The organism is Sorangium sp. So ce385 (assembly GCF_051474135.1).
GTDB classification, from domain to species: domain Bacteria; phylum Myxococcota_A; class Polyangia; order Polyangiales; family Polyangiaceae; genus Sorangium; species Sorangium cellulosum_D.
Genome location: NZ_CP150337.1, coordinates 11,072,617 through 11,097,227, shown reverse-complemented (window position 1 = coordinate 11,097,227; position 24,611 = coordinate 11,072,617). Strand labels below are relative to the sequence as shown.

The 24,611-nt window shown below is 72.8% G+C and carries 7 protein-coding genes; 2 read left to right on the top strand and 5 right to left on the bottom strand.

Annotated elements, in window-relative coordinates:
* The first annotated feature begins 63 nt into the window (after nt 1–63).
* Complete coding sequence (locus tag WME83_RS40610) at nt 64–498, top strand: IS66 family transposase zinc-finger binding domain-containing protein (RefSeq protein ID WP_437322099.1); 435 nt, start codon at nt 64–66, stop codon at nt 496–498.
* A gap of 55 nt (nt 499–553) precedes the next feature.
* On the opposite strand, the gene WME83_RS40605 is transcribed toward WME83_RS40610, so the two are convergent.
* Nucleotides 554–862 carry a DUF6968 family protein gene (locus WME83_RS40605; RefSeq protein ID WP_020740036.1) on the bottom strand — a complete coding sequence of 103 codons (309 nt, stop codon included), beginning with the start codon at nt 860–862 and terminating at the stop codon, nt 554–556.
* A 1,561-nt stretch (nt 863–2,423) separates the two neighbouring features.
* Between WME83_RS40605 and WME83_RS40600 the strand changes: the two genes are divergently transcribed.
* Entirely contained in the window at nt 2,424–3,209 is a 786-nt protein-coding gene (locus tag WME83_RS40600; RefSeq protein ID WP_437315081.1) for a hypothetical protein, read from the top strand.
* Here WME83_RS40600 and WME83_RS40595 read toward each other — a convergent pair.
* From WME83_RS40595 to WME83_RS40580, 4 genes are all read right to left on the bottom strand, one after another.
* Entirely contained in the window at nt 3,184–4,014 is an 831-nt protein-coding gene (locus WME83_RS40595) for an FkbM family methyltransferase (RefSeq protein WP_437315080.1), read from the bottom strand. The two genes, WME83_RS40600 and WME83_RS40595, sit on opposite strands and share 26 nt — an antisense overlap.
* A 61-nt stretch (nt 4,015–4,075) precedes the next feature.
* The gene (locus WME83_RS40590) at nt 4,076–12,535 is read right to left on the bottom strand and encodes an amino acid adenylation domain-containing protein (RefSeq protein ID WP_437315079.1); all 8,460 of its coding nucleotides are present in this window, start codon (nt 12,533–12,535) and stop codon (nt 4,076–4,078) included.
* Between the two features lie 34 nt (nt 12,536–12,569).
* Nucleotides 12,570–17,972 (bottom strand): SDR family NAD(P)-dependent oxidoreductase, encoded by a 5,403-nt coding sequence (locus WME83_RS40585; RefSeq protein WP_437315078.1) that lies wholly within the window; start codon nt 17,970–17,972, stop codon nt 12,570–12,572.
* A gap of 3 nt (nt 17,973–17,975) precedes the next feature.
* On the bottom strand, nt 17,976–24,464 hold the full coding sequence (locus WME83_RS40580; protein WP_437322098.1) for an amino acid adenylation domain-containing protein: 6,489 nt from the start codon (nt 24,462–24,464) through the stop codon (nt 17,976–17,978).
* Between the last annotated feature and the right edge of the window lie 147 nt (nt 24,465–24,611).

Sequence of the window (24,611 nt, the reverse complement as noted above, 5' to 3'; positions counted from 1 at the left end):
GACACGGGGATCGACCAGGCACATGGGTAGGCCGGGGTAGCGTCCACAGCTGTACTCCAGAGGCTGGCGCGCGTTGCAGCGGCGCACCTTCCGTTTCCAGGTTGCCCCCGGCTGGAATGCATCGGCTATCGCACCAGCGAGATCCTCGAGCGCGTGCCGGCTCAGTTCCGGGTCATCGAGGAGAAGCGCGAGGAGCTGGCGTGCCCGACCTGTCTTGAGGAAGGCGTCGTCATCGCGGCGAGCCGAGCTGCGGCGGAGCGATCGCCTCTGACTGCGGTCGGTCGCGTCTGCGCCAGGCGCCTCTCCGCGTCGAGCTCACCGCCTTCGAACCCACGCGCCCGGCGTGCATCGGCGAACCGGCGAGCGTGCTCGCGGCATCGCGACGGCGCAAGATGGCGTCCGTCGGGCGGTTACGTTGCGGCGGATGTGGGCGAGCTCCGCTCCGGCGCGGAGCTCGCCGCTCGTCGTCGATCGGTTGACGAACACCCCGACCACTGAACAGCGGGCCGTGGGGGGTCGAGGAGCGCGTCGCGACATCGACGAGGCCACGGGCTCACGACTTCGAAATGTCGATCTCGGGGAACCCGACACAATCCATTTCGAACCGCGAGAGCCGGCCAAAGGCTTCATACTTGGATAGCATCGTTGGGATCAGGTAGAGCGCGCCATAGAGTGCCTGAAATGCATCGAAGCCGGCCCCATGGGACTTATGGGTGTCCCCCGCCCCAGTGACCTCTACGTCAGCTTCCCAGCACAGGGCGGCTGGCCTGTACTCGGGCGCCCAGACTCGTACCTGGATGTTTTCTTGGCTCCCGTTCGGTAGTGTTAGCGTGAGGGTGCGTTCTGCGATCGGGTCCGGCATGACGCCCCAGCTAGCGCACTCGTTGGCGGTGTCAAGTGAACGAGCTCAGCAGGAGCTCAGGCACTTCTTCCGCCCATTGTCACGCGCCTGTTCACAGATGCTCCTCAGGAGGAAGGGCGAGCGCTCTTCACAGTAAAGATCCCATCGGCTCGATAGCGCGAGGCATGCAGCAGGGCAGCTGGAACGACACTTGTTGTGGCCTGCGGCTCGACCTTGCATGTGCTCCCGCAGGCACAGAATCGTGTCCCCGCGCGTCATGTACTCGGTTGAGCCAGCCGCTCCACACATGAGCTGCCAGATGTCGGCCCCATCGTCTACCGCATCTTCGCACCTCCCTCGTGTGGCTCGAATTTTCATGGGTTCAGCTGTGATACTACTCTCATTGTCAAGAGCAGCCTCGGAGCCCGGTGTCGGGTCCAGCGCGCACGCGGAAATGGAACAGCAAACTATGGTGATGGTGATGGTGTCGAGTGTTCGCATGCCGCGGCTGTTGCGATCGGCGTGCCGGGTTGGAATGTGCTTCCGTGAGGCGAACCCACAGGGCCACGCTTGACCCAGGCATGAAAAGCTAGTCGAAGTCGAAATCCGCAAGAATGCCGGCCGCGGCGCCGGTGATCCAGGAACTCGACACCGGGCCGCGGTGCTGGCGTTCCAGGAGTTCGACGCCGGCCGCGGCGCTTCTACCTAGAGCACCGAACAGGTTGAAAGCTTCGTGAATTCAATGAGTTGTGAAGCCCGACCGCTCTGCCGGGAAGCAAGCTCCAGGGGCAAGGAATGCGGGAAGAGAGAGCGCAACGGCGCAAGGGGCGCAATGAGCCAAAGACGAGATTTTCTCTCTCTCTCTCTCTTCCCCTTGCGCCCCTCGCGCCCTTGCGCTCTCTCTTCCCTTCTGTTGATTCTTTCGGGACTCCAACGTGATCGGTGCTCTAGGGACCAGCTCGGCCGCCAAGGACCGACGATGCCTCATCGACCACCGCACCAGCGAGGCAGCGCAGCGACGGGTGCCGAACCACACGATCGAGGAGCTTACCGACACGCGGCCGACCGTCTACAAGTAGACGGCAACGGGCCAGAACTCGAGGTGCAGAGCACCGGAGCTTACAGGGCCGGATCGTTGGCCGCGGGCAATGGGCACTGCACTCCTTTCCTCGGTCCAGGACACGGACGAGCCGCCGGAGATCGAGGTGCCCGGCGTCCCTCGGCACGCGGTCCCCGCTGAGCGTCGCGCGCGCAACGGCTCGGCCGCGGAGGCGAGCGCGACCCAGAACGGCATAGGGGCCGGCGGTGAACGGTGAACACCGGGCGACAACCCCGGTCGGGCGCAACCCCGGTCGGGGGAGCGGGCGACAACCCCGGTCGGGCGCAGCCCCGGTCGGGGGCCGCAACCCCGGTCGGGAGGGCGCAACCCCGGTCGGGGGGGCGCAACCCTGGTCGGGCGCCGCAACCCCGGTCGGGCGCCGCAACCCCGGTCGGGCGCCGCAACCCCGGTCGGGCGGGCGACGAAGACAACGATCGTCAGCCTCGGGCCGTCCCTCGCCGCTTCTGGGCTACGCTTCGGCGCGTGGATGGCGACGTGCAGGCATGGAAAGCGTCGATCGCCGCGCTCTACGCCATGACGCGCGGCGACCGCCCGCTGGGCCCCGTCGAGGGCTGTCCGTGCTGCGTCTCGCCCGGCGAGGCGCGCGCGCTGCATCAGGTCGCGCGCGAGTCCGCGCCCGCGGAGGCCATCGGGCGTTTTGCCTTCAAGGCCATGACCACGTGGGGCGAGCCGCGCGATTTCCGCTGGTTTCTTCCCCGCGTCCTCGAGCTCATGGCGATCGAGCAGGTCGGCGCGCTCTGCTTCGAGATCGTCGCGGGCAAGATCCTGTCGGCCGGCTTCGCCGCGTGGCCGGAGTCCGAGCGCGAGGTGGTGCGCGCCGCCTTCGCCGCGCTCTTCCGGCTCCGGCTCGGCGGCGGAGCGAGCGTGGAAGCGATCGACCTCGCCGCGTCGTGCGCGCTGCTCGGCGTGGACCTCCGGCCGCTGCTCGAGGAGCTCGCGCTGCGCGCGCTCGACGACGCGGCGGCCGCCGAGGTGTACGTCGAGCTCGCGGAATCGGTGGTCTGCCGGCAGGGCGCCCCGGCGACCGGGGCGGCCCACGGACGCGCAGCGACGGCCGAAGCGGCCCTGTCCGGCTTCTTCTGGAGCGAGCCGACCCTCGCCCACGTCGAGCGGCTGTTCTTCCGCTTCTCCGATGGCCGGCTCGGTGAGCGGCTGTCCCTCGTGGCACAGTGCCTCGAGCTCGCCGGCGACGCGGGGGGCCTTCCAGGCGCCGGGCCATTACCTAACCACGATATCCCATCATGGTGATGATCACGTCCTCGGGGCACACCCGGTCGGTCTCGACCTCGAAGCCGTGATCGACCAGCATCCGCCGGACGTGCTCGGCCCTCCCCTCGACGTCGTGGAGCTCGAGGGCGATCGTCCGGATCTTGCCCCAGTCGCCGGGGCGGATGCCCGCGAGCACGTCGAGCTCGGCCTTCTCCGTGTCCACCTTGAGCACGTCGATGCGCTCGAGCCCCTCCCGCTCCATGAACTCCGAGAGCGTCGTCAACGGGCAGGTCACGCGCGTCATGCCGCGCTTCATCCACCAGCTGTGACCGTCGATGAGCGCCGAGTTCACCGAGCGCGGGAGGTACCTCATGTACGCCGGTAGATCCGCATGGTGCTTGTCGCATATCCGACGGTCATAGATGGCCGCGAGCGTCGCCTCCTTGTCGTCGCTCGCCATCATGTCGTACATGCTCGAGATCGCGCTCTGGCGCGGCGAGTAGTGGAACGTCGCCTCCCCCGCCGCCCGCCCCAGGCCCGCGCGGTGCGCGCGGACACGCTCGGCGCCGAAGGGCCGCAGGTTCATCGTGAGGAGCTCGAAGGTCTCCGGGATCGGCTCGAAGCAATGAACCCGCGCTCGACCCCGGGTGCGCTGGAGGACCTCGATCGCGAAGATCCCGATGTTCGCGCCGACGTCGACGACCGTCACGTCGCCGGCTGCCAGCGCGCTCAGCAGCCTGGGGCGAAAGTACCCCTGCACCTGCTGGTGCAGCGTCCTCGCCATGTCGGGCACGCGATCGTGCATGACGATCCGGTTCGGCAGCGTGATCATGAACGTCTTCATCTCGATGGCTCCCGTCGCCTTACGGCCTCTCGCGCCGCGGATGCACCTCCGCGAACGCCGATCATCGACGCTCGCCCGCCACGCCCCGCAGGAACCCGATCACGTCGGCGGCGATCCTCTGCACGGTCGCGAGCTCGTGCACGTTCGCGCTGTAGCGCCACCGGAACACGAGCTGCCCTCCGCGGACCAGGACATGGCACTCGAGCAGGTTGAACCGGAGGTTCGTCGCCGGCTCGTCGTATCCCGTGCTCTCCGTCGCCATGCGCATCATCGAGCCCGGCCCGGGGTCGTCGATCTGCCCCTGGTAGTTGAACAGGATCCCCGGCCGCTTCCTCAGCCGCCCGAGCGCGGCGGAGAGCTCGGCGTCTCCGCCGAGATACCTGAGCAGGTTGTAGCCGTGACCCCCGTTCGGGATACGCTCGATCTGCTGATTCAGCTCGAGCAGCGCCGCCACGGGCCCTCGCGCGCTCGGGCGCCGCAGCACGAGCACCCGCTCGGCGCTGAGCCAACCCACCGTGCGCGACACGTCGAGATCCGGGCGATGGGGCATCAGATCCCGGCCCGCGTGGAGCACCATGATGTCTTGCCACGCGCGACCCGTCCAGTCGGTCACGCCGCGGAGGAGCGCGGCGATGAGCGCGCTCTCCGTGCTCACGCCGAGGCGCGCGGGCACGTCCCGCAGGATGGCCCTGGACTCGCCCTCCGGGAGCGAGGCCCAGTGATCCCGGATCGACGCGACGGTGTACAGGTGACGGGTCGACGGGTGGTCCGCCGGGAGCAGGTCGATCTCGCCCCAGGGCAGCCCGAGCCAGTACCCCCGTTCGGCCGGCGCGAGCTCGTCCTCGACCCACCGCTCGAGCTCGCGCGCCCAGCGGCCCATCGAGGTCCGCCCCGGCGGCAGACGAGGCTCCGCCGCCGCGGCGAGCTGGTCGTAGATCGACTGCAGATCGCGCGCGACGAGCACGATCGACATCCAGTCGACGACGAGGTGGTGCGCGTTGAGCCAGAGCCGGCCACGCCCCGCCTCGTCCCACCGGAAGAACACGATCTGGAACAGCCGCCCGCGATCGAGCGCGTGGCCGTCCTGCATGCGATCGCAGCGCCGCTCGAGCTCCGCCGCGCGCTGCTCCTCCGGCAACCCGGACAGGTCCACGCAGGTGAACGGCGCCTCACGGAAGGGCGGATCGATCCGCTGGCGATGGCCGCCGGGGGCGCGCTCGAAGCGCGCGCGGAGCGCCTCGTGGCGGTTCACGACGTGCAGGGCGGCGCGCCCGAGCCGGTCGAGGTCGAGCGGCGCCGTGACCTCGAGCAGCAGGTTGACGTTCCAGCGCTCCGGTCGGCTGCGATGATCGGCCTGCTCGAGATACCAGCGTTGCAGCGGGGTGAGCGGCCGCTCCCCGGACGGGTCCTCGTCGAAGGCCACCGGGCTCGCCGCCGAGGGGCGCTGCGCCACGAGCCCGGCGATGGTCTGGTGCTGGAAGAGCTGCCGTGGCGTGATGTCGAACCCCACCTCGCGCGCCCGTTCCACGAGGGCAACGCCAAGGAGCGAGTCGCCGCCGAGCGCGAAGAAGTTGTCGTCCACGCCCACCCGATCGAGCTTGAGGACGTCGGCCCAGAGGGCGGCCATCCGCCGCTCGGCCTCGGAGGACGGCGCCCGGGTCGCCGGATTGGCCGTCTGGCGCCGCCAGGTCGAGCGATCGAGGAGCGCTCTCCGATCGACCTTGCCATTGGCCGTCAGGGGCACGCGATCCAGCGCGACCCAGGCGCCGGGCACCATGTACCGTGGCAGCCTGGCCGCGAGGAAATCCGAGAGCGCCCGGGGCTCGAGGGCGGCCCCCGGCGCGGGCACGCAACAGGCGACGAGGCGCTTGCCCCCGGCCGGGCCCGTGTCCACGGCGACCACCGCGCGCTCGACCCCGGGATGCTGCGCGAGCGCGGCCTCGATTTCCCCGAGCTCGATGCGGTTGCCCTGGATCTTGACCTGGAAATCCTCGCGGCCGACGAACTCGATGTTCCCGTCGGGGAGAAACCGGCCCAGGTCTCCTGTCCAGTAGAGCCGCTCGCCCGTCTCGGGGTGCTCGATGAAGCGCTCCGCCGTCTGCGCGGGATCACGATGGTACCCGCGCGCGAGGCAGACGCCGCCGACGTACATGCGCCCCGTGACCCACTCGGGGCAAGGCCGCATGCGCGCGTCGAGGACATGGACGCGCTGGTTCCTGAGCGGTTTGCCGTAAGGGATGCTCTTCCAGGTCGGATCCACCTCGCCGATGGGATAGAAGATCGACCAGATCGAGGTCTCCGTCGGTCCCCCCGAGCCGATGACCTGGACCCCCGGGCAGGCGCGGCGGATGCGGTCGGGCAGGGGCACCGGGATCCAGTCGCCGCTCAGGACGACCCAGCGCAGGGAGGAGCAGGCCCCTGCGCCGGCGCCGAGGTGCTCGACGAGCATCTGCATCAGCGCGGGCACCGAATTCCACACCGTGACCCCGTGCGCGTCGATGAGATGCCGCCAGTGCGCGGGGTCCCGCAGGCCCTCCGGCGAAGGGACGACCAGGGCGCCCCCGGCGCCGAGCAGCCCGAAGAGGTCGTACACGGACAGGTCGAAATGGACCGCCGAGAGCGCGATCGCGCGGTCCGACCGCGAGATCTGGAGTCGCTCGTTGAACTCGAGGATCGTGTTCAGCGGCCCTCGGTGGTCGAGCGCCACGCCCTTCGGCTTCCCCGTGGATCCCGACGTGAACAGCACGTAGGCGAGATCGTCCGGCCCCTGGGCCGCCGGGACCGGGGCGTCGTCCTCCGACGCGAACGCGCCCTCGTCGTCGACAACGACCAGCCGGGCCCGCTCGGGCCAGGCCAGCGACGCGGCGAGGCGGGCCTGCGTGAGGACGATCTCGACCTGCCCCTGGTCCAGGACGGCGCGGATGCGCTCCGCCGGCCACTCCGGATCCACGGGCAGGTACGCCGCGCCCGACTTGAGGACGCCCAGGATCGCCGCGACCTGCTCCCAACCCTTCTCCGCCGCCACCGCGACGAGCGCGTTCGGTCGAGCGCCGAGCCGGCGGAGCCGCCGCGCGATGGCGTTGCTGAGCCGGTCGAGCTCACCGTAGCTCAGCGTCCTCCCGGGGCTGATGACCGCCGGCGCGTCGGGCCAGCGCGCCGCGTGCCGCAGGAAGCCGCTGTGCAGGAGCTCGTCGGGCAGCGACCTGACCGTGCCGTTGACGCGGGCGCGGATCGCCCGCTGCCGCTCCGGCAGCGCGACCGGCGTCGCCTCGTGCCAGGGCGCGTCCCCCTGCGCGAGCCGCGTCAAGAGCGCCTCGTACGCATCGAGCATGTCCGCGGGGAGGCCCTCGGGAAAGAGCGCCTCGGCGGCGCTCCACAGGAGGACGCCCCCGCCCCCGTCCCATCGCATCTCGTGCTCGAGGCAGGAGCCCGGCGCCGCGGCGCCGCCGTGCCCGTCGAGGGAAGGCGCGGGGACGCGCAGCCGGAGGACGGCGCCATCGGGGTGACGTGCGCCCTGTGGAACGAGGGCACCCCTGGCCGCGAGCGCCCCGTCGATGGCCCGCGCCAGGCGCGCGAAGGTCACCTCCCGTTCCGGGACCCCCTCGAGATGGCCGCTGCCCGAGCCGACCGCCACGTCGATCGCGCCGCCGTCCGCGCGCGACGGCGCGCGCGCGGCCTGGAACGTCATGGCCGGAGGCGACGTGCTCCAGTACGCCACGACCTCGGCGAACGCCGCGGCGATGGCCGCCGCCGGGCTGACACCCATCCTCGTCGCACGCTCTTCCAGCCCGCGGACGACGCCGGCGTCGAGGCGCCGCTCGCGCTGGACGAGCCGGAGGGGCTCCCCTTCGGCCGGGCCCCGCGCGAAGGGGAGCGCGGGCGCCGAGAGCGCTCCGCGCAGGGGCGCCGGCGCGGCCGCGAGGAGCTCGCCCTGGAGGAGCTCGGAGACCCTCGTCTCCGCCCGCCGCGTGGCCTCGACCAGGATGCGCTCGAAGAGCGCGGCGTGACGCGCGATCGTCTCGCCCGTGAACAGCGCCGTGTCGTACTCGAAGTGTCCGCTCAGGCACGATCCGTCGTGCTGCATCGACAGCGTGACGTCGTACTGCGCTGTTCCGGGGTCGAGATCGATCGGAGTCACCCGCGCCCGACCCAGCGTGATCGGCTCGGGCACCTTGGGCTGGAACGCGAACATCACCTGGAACAGCGGCGTCCGGCCGAGATCCCGCTCCGGCCGGAGGGCGTTCACGAGCCGCTCGAACGGGATCTCCGCGTGCGCGAAGATCCGTACGGCCGTGTCCCGCACCCGACCCAGGAGAGCGGCGAACGACGGATCGCCCTCCAGCTTGCCGCGGAACACGAGCGTGTTCACGAAACACCCGACGACGTGCTCGAGCTCGGGGCGGTCGCGCCCCGCGATCGGGGTGCCGACGAGGAGGTCCGTCTGCCCGCTGAGGCGGTGGAGCAGCGCGAGGAACCCGGCCATCAGCGTCATGAACGGCGTGGCGCCGTGATCGCGGCCGAGGCGCTCGACCGCCTCGGTCAGCTCCCGCGAGAGCCGGAAGTGGTGGCGCGCCCCCTCGTACCGCTTCTCCTCGGGACGCGGGTGATCCGTCGGCAGATCGAGCGTCTGATTCGCCCCGGCGAGCTCGGCCTTCCAGAACTCGAGCGGCTCGCCCGGCGCCGCGCCGCCCCAGCCCTGCCGCTCCCACAGGGCATAATCGCCGTACTGGACCGGGAGCTCGCCGAAGCTCGGGCGCTCTCCCTGCGCGATCGCCGCATATGCGGCGGCGAGCTCGCGCACGAAGATCTCGTGCGACCAGCCGTCGGTCACGATGTGGTGCATCGCGAACGCGAACAGGCTGCGCTCGTCGTCGATCCGCACGAGCTCGGCCCGCTCGAGCGGGCCGTTCGCGAGGTCGAAGGGGCGCGCGACCATCTCCCGCAGCCGCGCGACGGCCCGCGGGGTGCGCGCGTCCTCGGCGAGCCCGCGGTGGTCGGTGACCTGGAAGTCGATCGCCCCGGGCGCCTGCACGATCTGGAGAGGCACCCCGTCCACGACGCGGAACACGGTGCGCAGGGCCTCGTGCCGCTCGATCACCGCGCGGAGCGCCCCCTCGAGGGAGCGCTCGCAGAGCGGCCCCTCGAGGACGGCGGCCGAGCTGACGTTGTACGCGCCGGTCCCGGGCGCCAGCCGGTCGAGGAACCAGAGCCGGGTCTGCGCGAACGAGAGGGGGATCGCCGCCGCCGGATCCCGGCGGCGCAGCGCCGGGCGGGCCGAGGACGCCGCGAGCTGCCCCATCGCCTCGGCCAGATCGGCGAGCGCCGGCCTGTCGAACAGCCACCGCAGCGGGACCTCGAGCCCCGCGCGCTCGCGGAGGCGGGAGACCACGCGCATCGCGAGCAGCGAGTGGCCCCCGAGATCGAAGAAGCGATCCGTCCTGCTCGGGGCGCGCCCGAGGAGCTCTTCCCACACGGCGGCCACGAGCCGCTCCGCGTCGGTCGAGGGCGGCTCCCGATCTCGCCCCGCCGCGCGCCCCTGCTCGCCCGGGTCGGGGAGCGCGTTTCTGTCGATCTTGCCGTTCGGCGTCTGCGGCAGCCGATGCAGCGCGACGAAATGCGCCGGGACCATGTACTCGGGGAGCGAGGCGCGCGCGTGCGCCCGGAGCGCGTCGGGGGTCGCCTCCTCCGTCGCCGGCACGTAATAGGCCACGAGCACGCTCTCGCCCACCGTGTCCCGGCGCGCCGCGCACACGCACTCCGCGACGCCGGGGTGCCGCGCGACGGTCACCTCGATCTCGCCGAGCTCGACGCGAAAGCCGCGGATCTTGACCTGATGATCGAGCCGGCCGAGGTACTCGACGAGGCCGTCGTGCGCGATCCGGGCGAGATCGCCGGTCCGGTACATCCGCGCGCCCGGCTCGTCCGAGAACGGATCGGGGAGGAACCTCTCGCGGGTGAGCTCGGGCCGGTCGTGATAGCCGCGGGCGAGGCCCGCTCCGCCGATGTACAGCTCCCCGGCCACGCCGATCGGGAGCCGCGCTCGCCGCTCATCGAGGACGTAGATGCGCGTGTTGGCGATCGGCGATCCAAGGGTGATCCTCTCCGGATCCTCGATGCGCGCCACGGCGGACCACACGGTGGTCTCCGTCGGGCCATACATGTTCCAGAGCGCGCCCACGCGCGCCCTCAGCGGCCCGGCGAGATCCGGGGGCAGGGCCTCGCCGCCCGCGAGCGCGCGGAGGCGCGGGTCGCCCGTCCACCCGGCCGCGAGGAGCAGCCGAAAGGTGCTCGGCGTCGCCTGCATCACCGTGGCCCCGGAGCGATCCAGCGCCCCGAGGAGCGCGACGCCATCCCGCGCCTCGGCCGCGGACAGGAGGACCGTCCTCGCGCCGACGCTGAGCGGCAAGAACAGCTCCAGGACGAAGATGTCGAACGACGCCGTGGTCACCGAGAGCAGCACGTCGTCGGCGTCGAGCCCGGGCCTGTCCTTCATGGCCCAGAGGAAGTTCACGACGCTGCGGTGCTCGACCTCCACGCCCTTGGGGCGCCCGGTCGAGCCCGACGTGTAGATGATGTACGCGAGGTTCCGACGGTTCGCCGGGGCCGCGGGGGGCGCCTCGCCCTCGTCGACCTGCGCCTCGAGGTCCTCGAAGAACAGGACGTGCCGCGGCGATCCGGCGAGCTCGAGGCGGAGCGCGCGCTCCGTGAGCAGGACGGCGCTGCCCAGATCGCGCAGGATGAACGCGAGGCGCTCGGCCGGCAGCGCGGGATCCAGCGGCACGTAGGCGCCGCCCGCCTTGAGGACCGCGAGCAACGCGACGACGAGCCCGGGCGATCGCTCCATGCAGACGGCGACGGGGACGTCCGGGCCGACGCCCTCCTCGCGCAGCCGCCGCGCGAGCCGGGTCGCGGCGCGATCGAGCGCTCCGTAGGTGATCTCCTGCCCCGCGAACCCGAGCGCGACGCGCTCCGGCCCGCGCCGCGCCTGCCGCTCGAAGAGCTCGTGGACGCACAGGTCCTCGGGGTAGGGGCGCTCCGTGCGGTTCCATTGCTGGAGGAGCCGCGCCTCGTCCTCGTGCACGACCGGGAGAGCGAGCACGGGCGCCTCGGGGCGGAGGACCGCCGCGCGGAGGAGCGCCTCGTAGTTCTTCAGCAGCCGGTCGACGGTCTCGCGGCGGAAGAGGTCGGTGTTGTACTCGAGGTCGAGCCGGATGCCCTGCGGGCGGTCCCACGCCTCGATCGTCCAGTCGTACTTCGACGTCATCACCGGGACGTCCACCGGCTCGAGCGTGAGCCCCGTGAACGCCGGCAGATCGGCCGCAGCGCTCTGGAGGATGAACATCGTCTGGAACAGCGGCGGGTGCGATGGGCTCCTCTCGGGCTGCAGCGCTTCGACGAGCAGCGCGAACGGCAGCTCGGCGTGGGCCAGGGCGTCGAGCGTGTCGCGGCGCGCCCTGCGCAGGAGCTCCCGGAACGTGGGGTCGTCCGAGAGGTCGGCGCGGAGCGCGACGTTGTTGACGAACATCCCCGCGAGCGGCTCGATCTCCCGCAGCGTGCGCCCGGCGACCGGCGACCCGACCACGACGTCCGGCTGCCGCGTATACCGGCAGAGGAGCGCCTGGTACGCGGCGATGAGGGCCATGAACAGGGTGACGCCCTCCCGCTGACACAGGGCCTTGAGGGACTCGGACAGCGCACGAGGCAGCGTGAGCGACGTCCTCGCCCCGCGGTACGTCTGCGCCGCCGGGCGCGGCCCGTCGAGCGGGAGCTCGAGGAGGCTGGGCGCGCCGCGCAGCCGCTCCTTCCAGTACCCGAGCTCTCGCTGGAGGCGCTCCTGATTCCACGCGTCACGCTGCCAGACGGCGTAATCACCGTACCGGACCGGCAGCTCGGGGAGCTCCGGGGCGCGCCCCGCGACCAGCGCGTCGTAGAGGGCGCCGAGCTCCCGGATCAACACGCCCCACGTCCAGTGATCGCTGGCGATGTGGTGCGTCACGAGGAGCAGGACGTGCTCCTGCGGGGCCAGACGATAGAGGACCGCCCTGAGGAGATGGCCGCGCTCGAGGACGAAGGGCGCGTGGGCCACCTGCGCGCACCGCGCGCCGAGCTCCCGCTCCCGGGTCGCCGGATCCATCGTGGACAGGTCCGTGAGCGCCACGGAGGCCGCGGCCTCGGGCATCACCTCTTGGTACGCGTCCTCGGCGCCCTCGTCGAAGCGCGTCCGCAGGATGTCGTGTCGCTCCACGAGCAGCGAGAGCGCCCGCTCGAGCGCCGCCCCGTCGAGCGCGCCGTGAAAGCGCACCGCCGCGTGCAGGTTGTACGCCGGGCTGTCGGGCGCGTAGCGGTACAGAAACCAGAGCCGCTGCTGCGCGAACGACAGCGGGAAGCGCGTCCGCGGCCCGGTCCGCACGAGCCCCGAGCCCGATCCGCCCGCCGCAGGGCGCTTCTGCTTCAGCGTCGCGACGAGCGCCTTGAGCTCCTCGGACGACAGGCCTTTGATCCGCTGCGCTAGCTCGGTCACCTTCGCGCTCCTCTTCCGGGTTCCTTGCCCTGCTTCACGACGGTTCGTCGGCGCGGGCGGCGCCGCTCGTCAGCAGCTCGAGCGCCTCGAGCTGCTCGGCGAGAGCGCTCGTGATCTTCTCCGCGACCCGGGCGACGGTCGCCCCCTCGAACAGGTCGCGCGTCGCGAGGTCGATGTCGAAGGCCTCCTTGATGCGCGAGAGGGCCTGGACGGCCAGGAGCGAGTGCCCGCCGAGCTCGAAGAACGAGTCGTGGATGCCGATCGGCCGGCGGCCGAGCAGCTCCTCCCATTGCGCGGCGATCGCTCGCTCGATCTCGTCGCGGGGCCGCTCGTCGTCCCCGAGGGCGCGCGGCGCACCCGCGGGCGGCGCGATCCGGGCGCGGCGCTGCTGCTCGACGAGCTGGGAGAGCTCGTGAGGCGACACCACGATCTGCTCGGGCCCGGCGAGCGAGAGCACCTGCTCGATGGCCCGCATCCCGTCCTCGGTACGGATGCCCTGCGCGGCCCTGCGCGCCGGAGCGGAGAGCGCGGCGACGGCGTCGCTCTGGACGCGCTCCAGGACGAAGCCCGCGATGTCGGCGATGACCCGCCCTTGCTCGTCGAACAGCGTCACGTCCGCGGAGAGCGCGCGCCCGGGCACGGTGTCCTGGCGGCGCAGGCGAGCATGGCTGAACAGCCTTGCGGGCGTGGGCGCGAGGCACACGACGCGGCCGTACGCCACGGGGAGATAGGTCCCTCGAGGGTCGAACCCGGCGGTGATGGCGGTCGCCACGTCGAGCAGTGCCGGATGCAAGCCGACCTCGGACAGGTCCTGCGCGAACTCCGGTCGAAGGGAGAGGACGGCGAGCGCCTCGTCGACCCCCGTGTGGAGCGACTCGAGGCTGTCCCAGCGGGGCCCCCACTGCATGAGCCCGCTCGCGTTCACGGCCTCGAACAGCCGCGCGGGTGACGCCGTCGCGCAGCGCTCGCGGATCGACGCGACGTCCACGACCCGGCGCGCCTCCTCCGCGCGGGTCCAGGAGCCCGACGCGATCCGGCCCTCGGGCCCGTCCAGGCCCGGGACGACGAGGGAGAAATCGGTCCGCGCCCCGTTCTGCTGGATCGCGAGGCAAACGGGCCGCGGCGCGCCGTCCTCCACCCGGCAGGGGGCGTGGAAGCGAAGGTCGTGGATCGCCACGGCGCGCAGCCCGGTGAGCGCGGCCGCCGCCCGCGCCATCTCGATCAGCGCCGCGCCCGGCACCACCGCGTCCTTCCGCATCCGGTGCTCGGCCACCGTCCAGTCGCGCGCCAGGCTGAACGTCTTGTGGAACGCTCGCGGCGCCGGCGCCGCGCCCTCGACCCGGTCGATGAGCGGGTGTGGCCCCCGGCTCGTCGACGCCGGCCCGGGCCGCAGCGGCGCCGCCGCGGTGATCCCCGCCCTCGCCGCCATGCCGACCTGCTCCCAGCCGTCCCAGGCGACGGCGAACCCGGGGTTGCCGGTCAGGTCGTGGTACGCCCCGGCGAACGCGTCGAGGAAGGCGTTCGCCGCGGCGTAGTCGGCCTGGCCGATCGCCCCGAGGTGGGAAAATATCGACGAGCACAGCACCAGGAAGGCGTGCGGCTCCTGCGCGAGCTGCGCGGCGAGGTTCCACGCCCCCGTGGTCTTCGGTGACAGGACCCGAAGGACCTCGTCGTCCGTCCTCCCGCGCAGCGGGCCTGCGCCCGGGATGCCGGCGCAGTGGAAGACGCCGTCGATGCGCCCGAAGCGCGCCCTCGCCTCGGCGAACACGCGATCGACGTCCTCTTTCACGGCCACGTCCGCGGCGGCGACGAGGAGCTCTGCCCCGCCGTCCTCGAGCCGCCCGAGGACGTCGAGGATCTCGGCGACCGCGGCCCGCGCGTCGTCGCGCTCGCGGTAGCGGCGCCACGCGGGCCGAGGCGGGAGCGGCGTTCGCCCGACCAGCACGAGCCTGGCCGCGTGGGCGCGCGCGAGGTGCTCGGCGAGGCAGAGCCCGATGCCGCCCAGGCCGCCCGTGATCACGTAGACGCCCCGCTCCCGCAGGAGCGACGGGCCGGCCGCGCCGGCGATCGGCTCGAACGTCGGGACCCACCGTTGCTGCCCGCGCAGGAGCACGAGGTCGTGCTCCGCGTCGCTCGACAGCTCGCGGGCCAGCGCCCGGGCCCACGGCGCGCTCGCCGCCCCGCCCTGCGGGGCGACCACGTCGACGACGCGACAGCGGAGCGCCGGGACCTCGTTCGGCAGGCTGCGGCAGAGGCCGATGAGGGCCGCCTCGTCGGGCGCGTGCCTCGCCTCGCCGGCGACCGCGTGCGCCTCCCGGGTCACGACGGTGAGCTCGATGTCCGCCGCCTTCGGGGCGTCGGCGAGGCTCCGCGCCAGGGCGCACACGCTGAGCAGGCCCCGCTGCATGGCCTCGTCGGCGCCCGCGCCCGGGCCTCGCAGCGCGCTCCACAGGTGAACGATGCGGCGGGGGGCGAGGCCTCGTCCGCCGAGCGCCGCGAAGAGCTCCCGGAAATCGCGCTCGCTGTCGGGGCGCACGACGAACGCGCCGCGGTCCGGCTCCGCGAAGGCCGCCCCGGGCCGCACGGTCAGCAGCTGGACGCCCGCGGCGCGGAGCTGCTCGTGGAGCGCGCGCGCGCCCTCGTGCTCGTCGGCGAGGAGCAGCCACGGCTGCTCGCGCGCCCGCTCGGACGCCGACGCGGGCTGCGCCGGCTCCAGGAGGCGCGACCACCGCAGCCGCGACAGCCGCGCGCCCCCCGCGCTCCGGGGGGCCTCCCGCTCCGCCGCGCTCGCGGGCTGCTCGGACGCCGCCGCGCCCACGGTGTGGCGCCTGCGCTCGAACGGATAGGTCGGCAGCGCGACGCGGCGCGCCTGCGCGCGCGGGAACACCTCCGCCCAGCGCAGGTCGACGCCGCGCGACCACAGCGCGCCCAGGGCCTCGAGCAGCACCTGACGGCCCGCCCCGGCCTCGGAGGGCCCGGGCAGGACAGGGACCGCCGCGCTGCCCTCCACCCCCTGGAGCTGGGCGCGCACCAGCGAGCACAGGGTCGAGCCCGGCCCGACCTCCACGAACAGCTGCGGCTCCCCGCCCTGCAGCAGCGTCCTCACGCCGTCCGCGAACCGGACGGCGCGCCGCAGGTGGTCCGCCCAGTACTGCGGGCTCCGCGCCATCTCGTCCGTCATCCGCTCGCCCGTCACGTTCGAGAGGATGGGTATCCGCGGCGCGCGCAGCGCGAGCCCGGCCATCACGTCGCGGAACTCGCGCAGGATCGGCTCGGTGGCGGGGGAGTGGAACGCGTGGGAGGTCTGCAGCCTCCGCCCGTGCACCCCGAGCGCGCGGAGCCGCGCCTCGTACTGCGCGACGGCCGCCTCGCTGCCGGACACGACGCAGAGCTCGGGCCCGTTCACCGCGGCCAGCGACAGCTCCGCGGGCAGGCTCTCGAGCGCCGCCCGCGCCGAGAGCGACACCGCGAGCATCGCCCCGCGCGGCAGCGACTGCATGAGCCGCGCCCGCGCCGCGACCGCCCGCAGCGCGTCCTCGAGCGAGAGCACCCCCGCGACGCAGGCCGCCACGAGCTCGCCCACGCTGTGGCCGAGCAGCGCCCTCGGGCGGACGCCCAGCGACTCGAGCCACCGCGCCACGGCGTACTCGATCACGAACAGCGCGGGCTGGGCCACCCCGGTGTTCCGGAGCTCCTCGGCCGAGCCGTCGAACGCCGCGCGGCGCACGTCGAGCCCGAGGAGCGGCTCCAGCTTCCCGGCGCATTCGTCGACGATCTGCCGGACGAGCGCGTGCTCCTCGTACAGCGACCGGCCCATGCCCGGGTGCTGGCTCCCCTGCCCGGTGAACAGCATCACCACGCCCGAGCCCTCGGCGCCCGCCGCTCGCCCCTCGCCCGCCCGCCGCAGCCGCGCGACGGCGTCGGGCAGCGAGGAGGCCACGACGTGAGCGCGGCGCGAGAAGCGCCGCCTCCCCTCGAGCAGCGTGAACGCCACGTCGCGCAGGGAGAGCTCCCCGTGGCGCTCCAGGTGATCGGCGAGGCGCGACCGCAGGAGAGAGAGCGCCTCATCGGTCCGGGCCGAGAGGACCAGGACCTCGCTCTCCCCGCCGGGCGCAGCCTCGTAGCGCGGGCCTTCCTGCAGGACGACGTGCGCGTTGGTCCCCCCGATCCCGAACGAGCTCACGCCGGCCCGCCGGGGGGCGCTGCGCCTCGGCCAGGCGCGGAGCTCCGCGTTCACGTAGAACGGCGTGCGGTCGAGGGCGATCTCCGGGTTCGGCGCCTCGTAATGGATCGTGGGCGGGATCTGCTCGTTCCGGAGCGCCAGCACCGCCTTGATGAGCCCGACGATCCCCGCCGCCGTGCTCGCGTGCCCGATGTTCGCCTTGACCGACCCCAGCGCGCACCGGCCGAGCGGGCCGGGATCGCGCCGAAACGCCTGCTCCAGGGCGCGGATCTCGATGGGATCGCCCAGCGACGTGCCGGTCCCGTGCGCCTCGATGTACTCGATGGTGCCCGCGCGGACGCCGGCTCCCGCGTGCGCCATGGTGATCACCGAGGCCTGCCCCTCGACGCTCGGGGCGGTGTAACCGACCTTCGCGGATCCATCGTTGTTCGTCGCGGAGCCCAGGATGATCGCGTGGATGAAGTCCCCCTGATCGAGCGCGTCCTCGAGCCGCTTGAGCAGCACCGCGCCGGCCGCGTCGCCGAACACGGTGCCCGCTGCCCTGGCGTCGAACGGACGGCACCGGCCGTCGGGGGAGCAGGGCCCGCCCCGCTCATAGAGGTACCCGCGGCGCTGCGGGAACATGAGCGAGACCGCGCCCGCGATCGCCATGTCGCACTCGAGGGCCCGCAGGCTCTGGCACGCCTGGTGGACGGCGACGAGCCCTGTCGAGCACGCCGTCTGGATCGTGAGGCTCGGGCCCTTGAGGTTGAGCTTGTACGAGACGCGCGTCGCCAGGTAGTCCTTCTCGCTCGCGATGAGGAGCTCTAGCCCCTCGGCGGAGTCGAGCTCGATCGGCAGCGCGCGCTGGTGCTCGAGGAGGTAGCTGTTCAGGTTGGCGCCGGCGAAGACGCCAATCCAGCCAGCGTACCGCTCCGGGTCGTAGCCCGCCTGCTCGAGCGCCTCGTGCGCGCACTCGAGGAACAGCCGCTGCTGCGGATCCATCCACTGCGCTTCTCGATCGCTGTATCCGAAGAAGTCTGCGTCGAACCACTCGGGGGCATCGACGCAGGGCCGCGCCTTGACGTACCGAGGATCCTCGACGCGCGCCCGAGGGACCCCGGCGGCGAGCAGCTCCTCGTCGGTGAAGCGAGCGATCGACTCTTTGCCCTCACACAGGTTCCGGAAGAACGCCTCCGGATCGTTCGCCTCCGGAAACCGGCCGCTCAACCCGATGATCGCGATGGCATCACGAAGCTCCTCGAGCTCTCGCATCGCTCACCCCTCCTGCCGGTTCCGGCGTGCGGCCTGCCCGTCGGCGAGCGCGCGCCGCCCGAGGCCTCGCTCGCGCTGCCGCTGCGCGCGCTCCGCGACCGCATCGAGCCTCGCGTCCTCGGCCGCCCGCGGCGCCGCGGGCTCGCCCGCCCCGCCTCCGGCCGGCCGGGGCGCCTTCGCTGCGAGCGTCCTCAGGTAGGCTGCCTGTCGGGCCACGGTCGGGTGCTCGAAGAGGTGCACCAGGGCGACGTCGTATCCGAGGCGCTCCCGGATGGCCCGCGCCACCCCGACGAGCAAGAGCGAGTCGCCCCCGAGCTCGAAGAACTTGTCGTCGCGACCCACGGCCGGTCTCTTGAGCGCCTCGGCCCAGATGCGGGCGATCGCGCCCTCCAGCGCGTCGTCCTCCGCGACAGCCGCCCCGGCCGGACTCCCGCCCTCCGCGTGCGCGCGGTGCGCCGGGACGCGCGCGGGCGGGGGCGACCCGGGGAGTCGATCGACGACGATCACCCGGATCGGCCGCTCCTGCCAGCGCTCCGCGAGGTAGGCCGAGAGCTCTCTCTCGAGCGGCTCGGGCGAGCGCTCCGGCGGAGCCGCGGGCCGCGCTGGCCGCTCCGCGGCGACGCGCGTCGCCAGGTCGATCATCGCCCGCAGCGCCTCCGAATCGCGGGCGAGGGCCTCGATCGTCGTGTCCGCGGGCGAGATGGCCCCGCCGACGAGGCCGTGCAGGTACTCGTGTCGGGGCCCGGCCTTGAACAGGCGGGCCACGGGCGCGAAATCGAACCCGCCCATCTGGCACAGGCCCAGGCTCTGATCCGGCGCCGACGACTCGAGCAGATGGGCGATGATCCCGGCCTCCATGAGGCAGAAATCCCGCGCCAGGGCGCCGTAGACCGGCTCGATCGCGCCGAGGTCCGCCACGAGGAACACGCTGAAGGCCGAGCTCTCGAACGCCTGCGCGTTGGGCCCCGCGTGGGCGGAGCCGTCGATGTGCGCCCCGATCTCGATGGGGACCAGCTCGTGCCGCTCCGGGTGATGGTAGAACGTGCCGCCCGGGACCCCCTCGATCCGGCCGGGCTTTGCGTAGAGATAGACCTGAACCGGGTAGAGGCCCCCGGCCGAGGCATAGGCCTGCTTGGGGATCGGATACCCCGGCAGCCTCACCTGAGCGAGCTGCGCCAGCATGCCGGCCAGGCGCTCGAAGGCGACGGGCTCGCTCCGGAACTGGCGATGGCTGCGCCGCCGGGCAAAGGCGCTCAGCCGATCGTCCGCCGGCCCGCCGGAGCCGAGCGGGATCGCGGCCCCGGCGAGATCGTCGCGCAGCGCCGGCTTGCTCAGCTTGTGCAGCGCCTTCTCGATGGGATCGAGCAGCAGCGGGGCGGCCGGGGCCGGCCCGCTCTCCCGGGCGACCACGTAGGCGAGCCACGCGCCGCTCCCGTCCATCGCCCGCTCGAGCCTCACGTCGCGCACGCGCGCGTGCGCGCGGAGCAGCTCTTCGGGGCTCCGCTCGCGCGCCGGCTCGGCCAGCGCGCCGCGGTCGACCTTGCCGTTGCTGGTGAGGGGCAAGCAAGGCAGCTGAATCAGCGCGCTCGGGACCATGTAGTCGGGGAGCTTCGACGCGACGAACCCGCGCAGCGTGGCCAGGTCGACCGCCTGCCCCGGGGCCGGCGCGACGAACGCGAGGAGCCGCTTTCCCCCGCTCGCGGTGCTCCCCACCGCGGCGGCGGCGCTGCCGACGCCGGGGGCCTTGAGCAGCGTCGCCTCGATCTCCTCGAGCTCGATCCTGTGCCCTTGAATCTTCACCTGGAGGTCCTCACGCCCGAGGAACTCGATGGTTCCATCCGGAAGGGCGCGCCCCAGATCGCCGGTCCAGTACAGGCGCTCTCCCGTGTCCGGGTGCGTCACGAAGCGTTCCCGGGTCCTCTCCTCGTCGCGCCAGTAGTCGCGCGCGAGGCCCACGCCGCCGATGTAGAGGCGGCCAGGTACCCAGTCCGGACACGCTTTCATGTAGCGGTCGAGCACGTAAAACCGCTGGTTGGCCAGCGGCTTGCCGTAAGGAATGCTCTTCCAGCCCGGGTCGACGCGCTCGATCGGATAAGCGATGGACCAGATCGACGCCTCGGTGGCCCCTCCGAGGCTGAGGACACGAGCGCCCGGGAACACCTCGCGGACGCGATCGGGGAGCGAGACCGGGATCCAGTCCCCGCTGAGGAGCACCGCGCGCAGAGGCGCCGAGGTGTCGGCCCGGAGCGCGCGATCCTCGACGAGCATCTGCATCAGCGCCGGGACGGTGTTCCACAGCGTCACGCCGTGCCGGGTCATCACCTCGTGCCAGTGGCCCGGATCCCGCGTGCGCGCCGGGTGCGGCAGGACCACGGCGCCTCCCGCCGCCCACGACCCGAAGAGATCGTACACCGACAGATCGAAGGTCAACGACGAGAGGGACAGGATACGATCCGAGGCGCGCACGCCGAGCCGCGCGTTCACGTCGTCGATGGTGTTGGCGGCGCCGCGATGCTCGATCGCCACCCCCTTCGGCGTCCCGGTGGAGCCCGAGGTGAAGATGACGTACGCGAGGTCGTCGGGCCCCTGCACGACGTCGAGCGGCGAGGCGTCCTCCGACCCGCCGTCGGGGGCGTCGATCGGCAGCACGACAACGCCCGCGGGCCACCGGGTCGGCTCCGCGAACCGCGCCTGCGTGAGCACGATCTGCACCTCGCCCTGCTCGAGGATCCTCCACACCCGCTCCCTCGGCCACGTCGGATCCACGGGCAGGTAGGCCGCCCCGGACTTCAGGATGCCGAGGACGCCGAGCGCCTGCGCCCCGCATTTCTCCGTCGCGATGGCGACGAGCGCGTTCGGGCGCGCGCCGCGCGCGCGCAGCGCGCGGCCGAGGGCGTTGCTCCGCCGATCGAGCTCCCCGAAGGTGATGATCCCCTCGGGCGCGATGACCGCGGGCGCCGCGGGGTCCTTCGCCGCGCTGCGGGCGAACATCGTGTGGAGGAGCGCCTCCGGCTCGGCGCTCCGCGTCCGATTCACCGCCTCGCGGACCGCGCGCTGCGCGGGCGGGAGCGCCACCTGCGCCGCGCGCCGCCACGCCGCGTCGCTGCGCGACAGCTCGTCGAGCAGGTCCCGGTAGGACTCGAGCATCGCGTCGACCATTCCCTCGGGGAAGAGCGCGTCCACGACGTCCCACGAGAACGTCAGATCGCCGCCGTCCTCGACGACCTGATGATCGAACCACACCTGCGGCGTCTGGCTGATGCCGGCGACCTCCTCGCCGAGCCAGGCGAACGGCGCTCGCGAGCTCGGCCCTCCCTGGCCGAGCATGCTCGTGAACACCACGGGCACGTTCGGGGCCCTCCGCTCGCGCAGCGCGGGGATCGCCCCGACGCGCCGGTGCTCGAGCGCGCCCCAGATCTGGTCCTGCGCGGCGCGGGCCACCTCGCAGAAGGGCCGGTGTCGGTCCACGTCGAAGCCGAGGAGCGCCACCGTGGTGAAGTCGCCGACGACCCCGTAAACGTCCTCGTGCAGCGGCGGCCGCTCGAACGACGTCAGCGTCAACGCGAACTCCGGGCGAGCGCTCCACTTCCCGAGCACCTGGGCGAACGCGGCGAGCAAGGCGCCCGACGGCGTGAGCCGGTGCGCTCTCGCCCGCTCCTTGATCTGCTCCCACGCGGGCCGGGCGAGGCGCCCTCTTCGCCGCACGAAGCGCGGCGGCGTGACGTCCCGCGGGCTCCGCGCGAGCGGCAGCTCGGGCGCCGGCGGCAAGCTCGCCATCCGCTCGCGCCAGTACGCCAGCGAGCGCTCGTAGGCCGCTGTCTGCCTGTGCCGGACATCGTCGAGGACACAGTCCCTGAAGGTCACCCCGAGCGGGGGGAGCCGGAGCTCCGGCTGCTCGTACAACAGCTCCAGATCGCGCGAGAGGATCCCGACGCTCCATGCGTCGAGCGCGAGGAGATCCACGTTGAGGTGCACGCGACAGCGGCCGTCCGGCAAGAGCGACACGCCCACCTCGAACAGCGGCCACGCGTCGGGCGCGAACACGCGGTGCGACAGCCGAGACCGCACCTCCTCGACCGCCCGCTCGGCGCCGGCCGGCGTCTCCGCGCGGTGGTCCCACACCGTGAGCTGGAAGGCGGGCGCTGCCCGCTGCACGCGCTGGAGGCCGTCCGAGGAGAAGACGGCCCGCAGCATGTCGTGCCGCTCGATCACCCGGTTCCACGCTCGCTCGAACCGGTCGAGGTCGAGCTCGTCCCGCTCGAGCTCGAGGTAGGCGTGACAGCCGACGCCGCCGAGATCGAGGCTCTCCTCTCGCCCCACAAGGTACGCGCGCTGCACCTCGGTCTGGGGAAAGGGGGCGTGCGGATCGCCGCGATCCGGGCCCGCGATGGAGATCGCGGCCGCGTGGCCGCCCGGCGCGCCGTGCTGGTCGAGCAGCGCCTGGAGCTCGGCGAGCGTCATCCCCTCGAACAGGCGCACCGGCGAGATCTGCGCCCCGCTGAGCCGGGCGAGGCGGTTCGCGAGCTGGACCGCCTTCAGGGAGTCGAGCCCGTACTCGACGAGGGGCACATCCCAGCCGAGCGGCGTGGCCTCGACCTGCAGGACGTCCCTGGCGAGCGCCTCCAGGAGCGGGGTCGAGCTCGCGCTGCCCTCGGGGAGCCCGCCGTGCGCGAGCGCCGCGCCGGGCTCCCCGTCGCGCCCGCGCTCGTCCTGGAACACCCCGAGCGTCTCCAGCTCGCCGCGCAGGAACGCCGCCTTGCACGCCCTCCGCTGGATCTTCCCGCTGGTGGTCTTGGGGATACGGCGCGGGCCGAGGAGGACGACCGCCGCCACGGGCAGGCCGAACTGCTGCGCCACGGCGCGCCGCGCGGCGCGCGCGAGCTCCTCGAGGTCGAGCCCGCGCTGACCGCGCTTGAGCTCCTGACAGACGACGAGCGCCTCCGGCTCATCGGCGGGCAGGCGGATGCCGTCCTCGGGGCTCACGGAGAAGGCTGCGCCCCCGTCGGGCGCGAACGCCTCGTGGGCGCCGGCGACCGCGAGCTCGATGTCCTGTGGATAGTAGTTGCGGCCCCGGACGATGATGATGTCCTTGATTCGCCCGGTGACGAACAGCTCCCCTTCGTGGATGATCCCGAGATCCCCGGTGCGCAGGAAAGGTGGCCCGTCGCCGCCGCGCAGCCGCGCGCCGAACGACGCGCGGGTGGCCTGCTCGTTCTGCCAGTAGCCGCTCACCACCGCGTCGCCCGCGACCCACACCTCGCCGACCTGCCTGTCGGGCGCGGGCTCTCCGCTGCTCGGATCGACGATCGCGACGCGCACGCCGGGCATGGGCGCGCCGCAGCTCACGAGCTCCTGCGCGTCCGGGTCCGCAGGGGGGCACGCGCGCACCCGCCCCTCTTGCAGCCCCGCGGCGCTCACCGACAGGACGCGCGGCGACGGGCGCCTCGGCACGCAGGAGACCCCCAGGGTCGCCTCGGCGAGGCCGTAGCCAGGCCGCAGGACATCGGGCCTCAGCCCGCACGGCGCGAAGGCGTCGACGAACCGCGAGAGGGTCCGCGCGCGGACGGGCTCGGCGCCGTTGATGACCGTCTTCCAGGACGAGAGATCGAGCCGGGCGCGCTGCTCCGGCGTCGAGCTCGCCACGCACAGGTCGAAGGCGAAGTTCGGGGCCGCGCTGTGGTGCGCGCGGTAGCGCGAGATCGCCTCGAGCCAGCGCAGGGGGCGGAAGAGGAACGCCGCAGGCGGCATGACATAGCACCTGCCGCCCAGGAACAGCGGTATCACGAGGCCGTAAACCAGGCCCATGTCGTGGAAGTGGGGTAGCCAGGTGACGAAGGTGTCGCCCTCCTCCAGCCCGAAGCCGGCCGCGAGCATGCGGCAGTTCTGAAGGGCGTTGTGATGGCTCACCATCACCCCCTTCGGGCTCGAGGTCGAGCCGGAGGTGTATTGCAGGTACGCGACGTCCCCGGGCGCACAGCGCGGCCAGCCCGCGCCCTGCACGTCCTCTCGAGAGATCTCGCCCAGCGCGTGGACGGGCACCCCGGCCCGCGACGTGGAGCGGCTCCGCTCGCGCAGCGCGTTCCCCCCGGTGAGCGCGCACGCGGGCGCGCAGTCCGCGGCGATGGCGTCGAACCGGGACTCCGCCTGGTTCGGCCGCGGGAGCGAGGTGGGTATGGCCACCATCTCCGCCCAGAGGCACCCGAAGAACGCCTCGATGAACTCCAGCCCCGGGGCAAACAGGAGGAGGACCCGGCTCCTCGGAGGGTAGCGCCGCCGGAGGAAGGCGGCGATCGCCCTCGCGCGCGCGTAGAGCGCGTCGAACGTGAGCGTCGAGGTCTCCGCCTCGCCCTCTTGTAAATAGAGATAGGCTGGCGCGCCGCCGCGCTCCTCGGCGCGACGAGCGAGCAGCTCAGGGAGCGACGCGACGTCGCCCGGCGCGCCCGGCGCCTCGCGAGGCGCGGAGCGCCGCGCGTCATGGCCGGGAGGAGTCATGCCACGTGTCACGAGCAGGTCCTTTCACTGAGGCCGCGCCAGCTCACGAGACCGCGCCCGTCCTTGCTCCAGCGCGGAGCCGGGGCGCAGCGACGGCGGCGCAGCGACGCGCCTCGAAGTGTCCGTTGAGCGCGCAAACTGTCACAA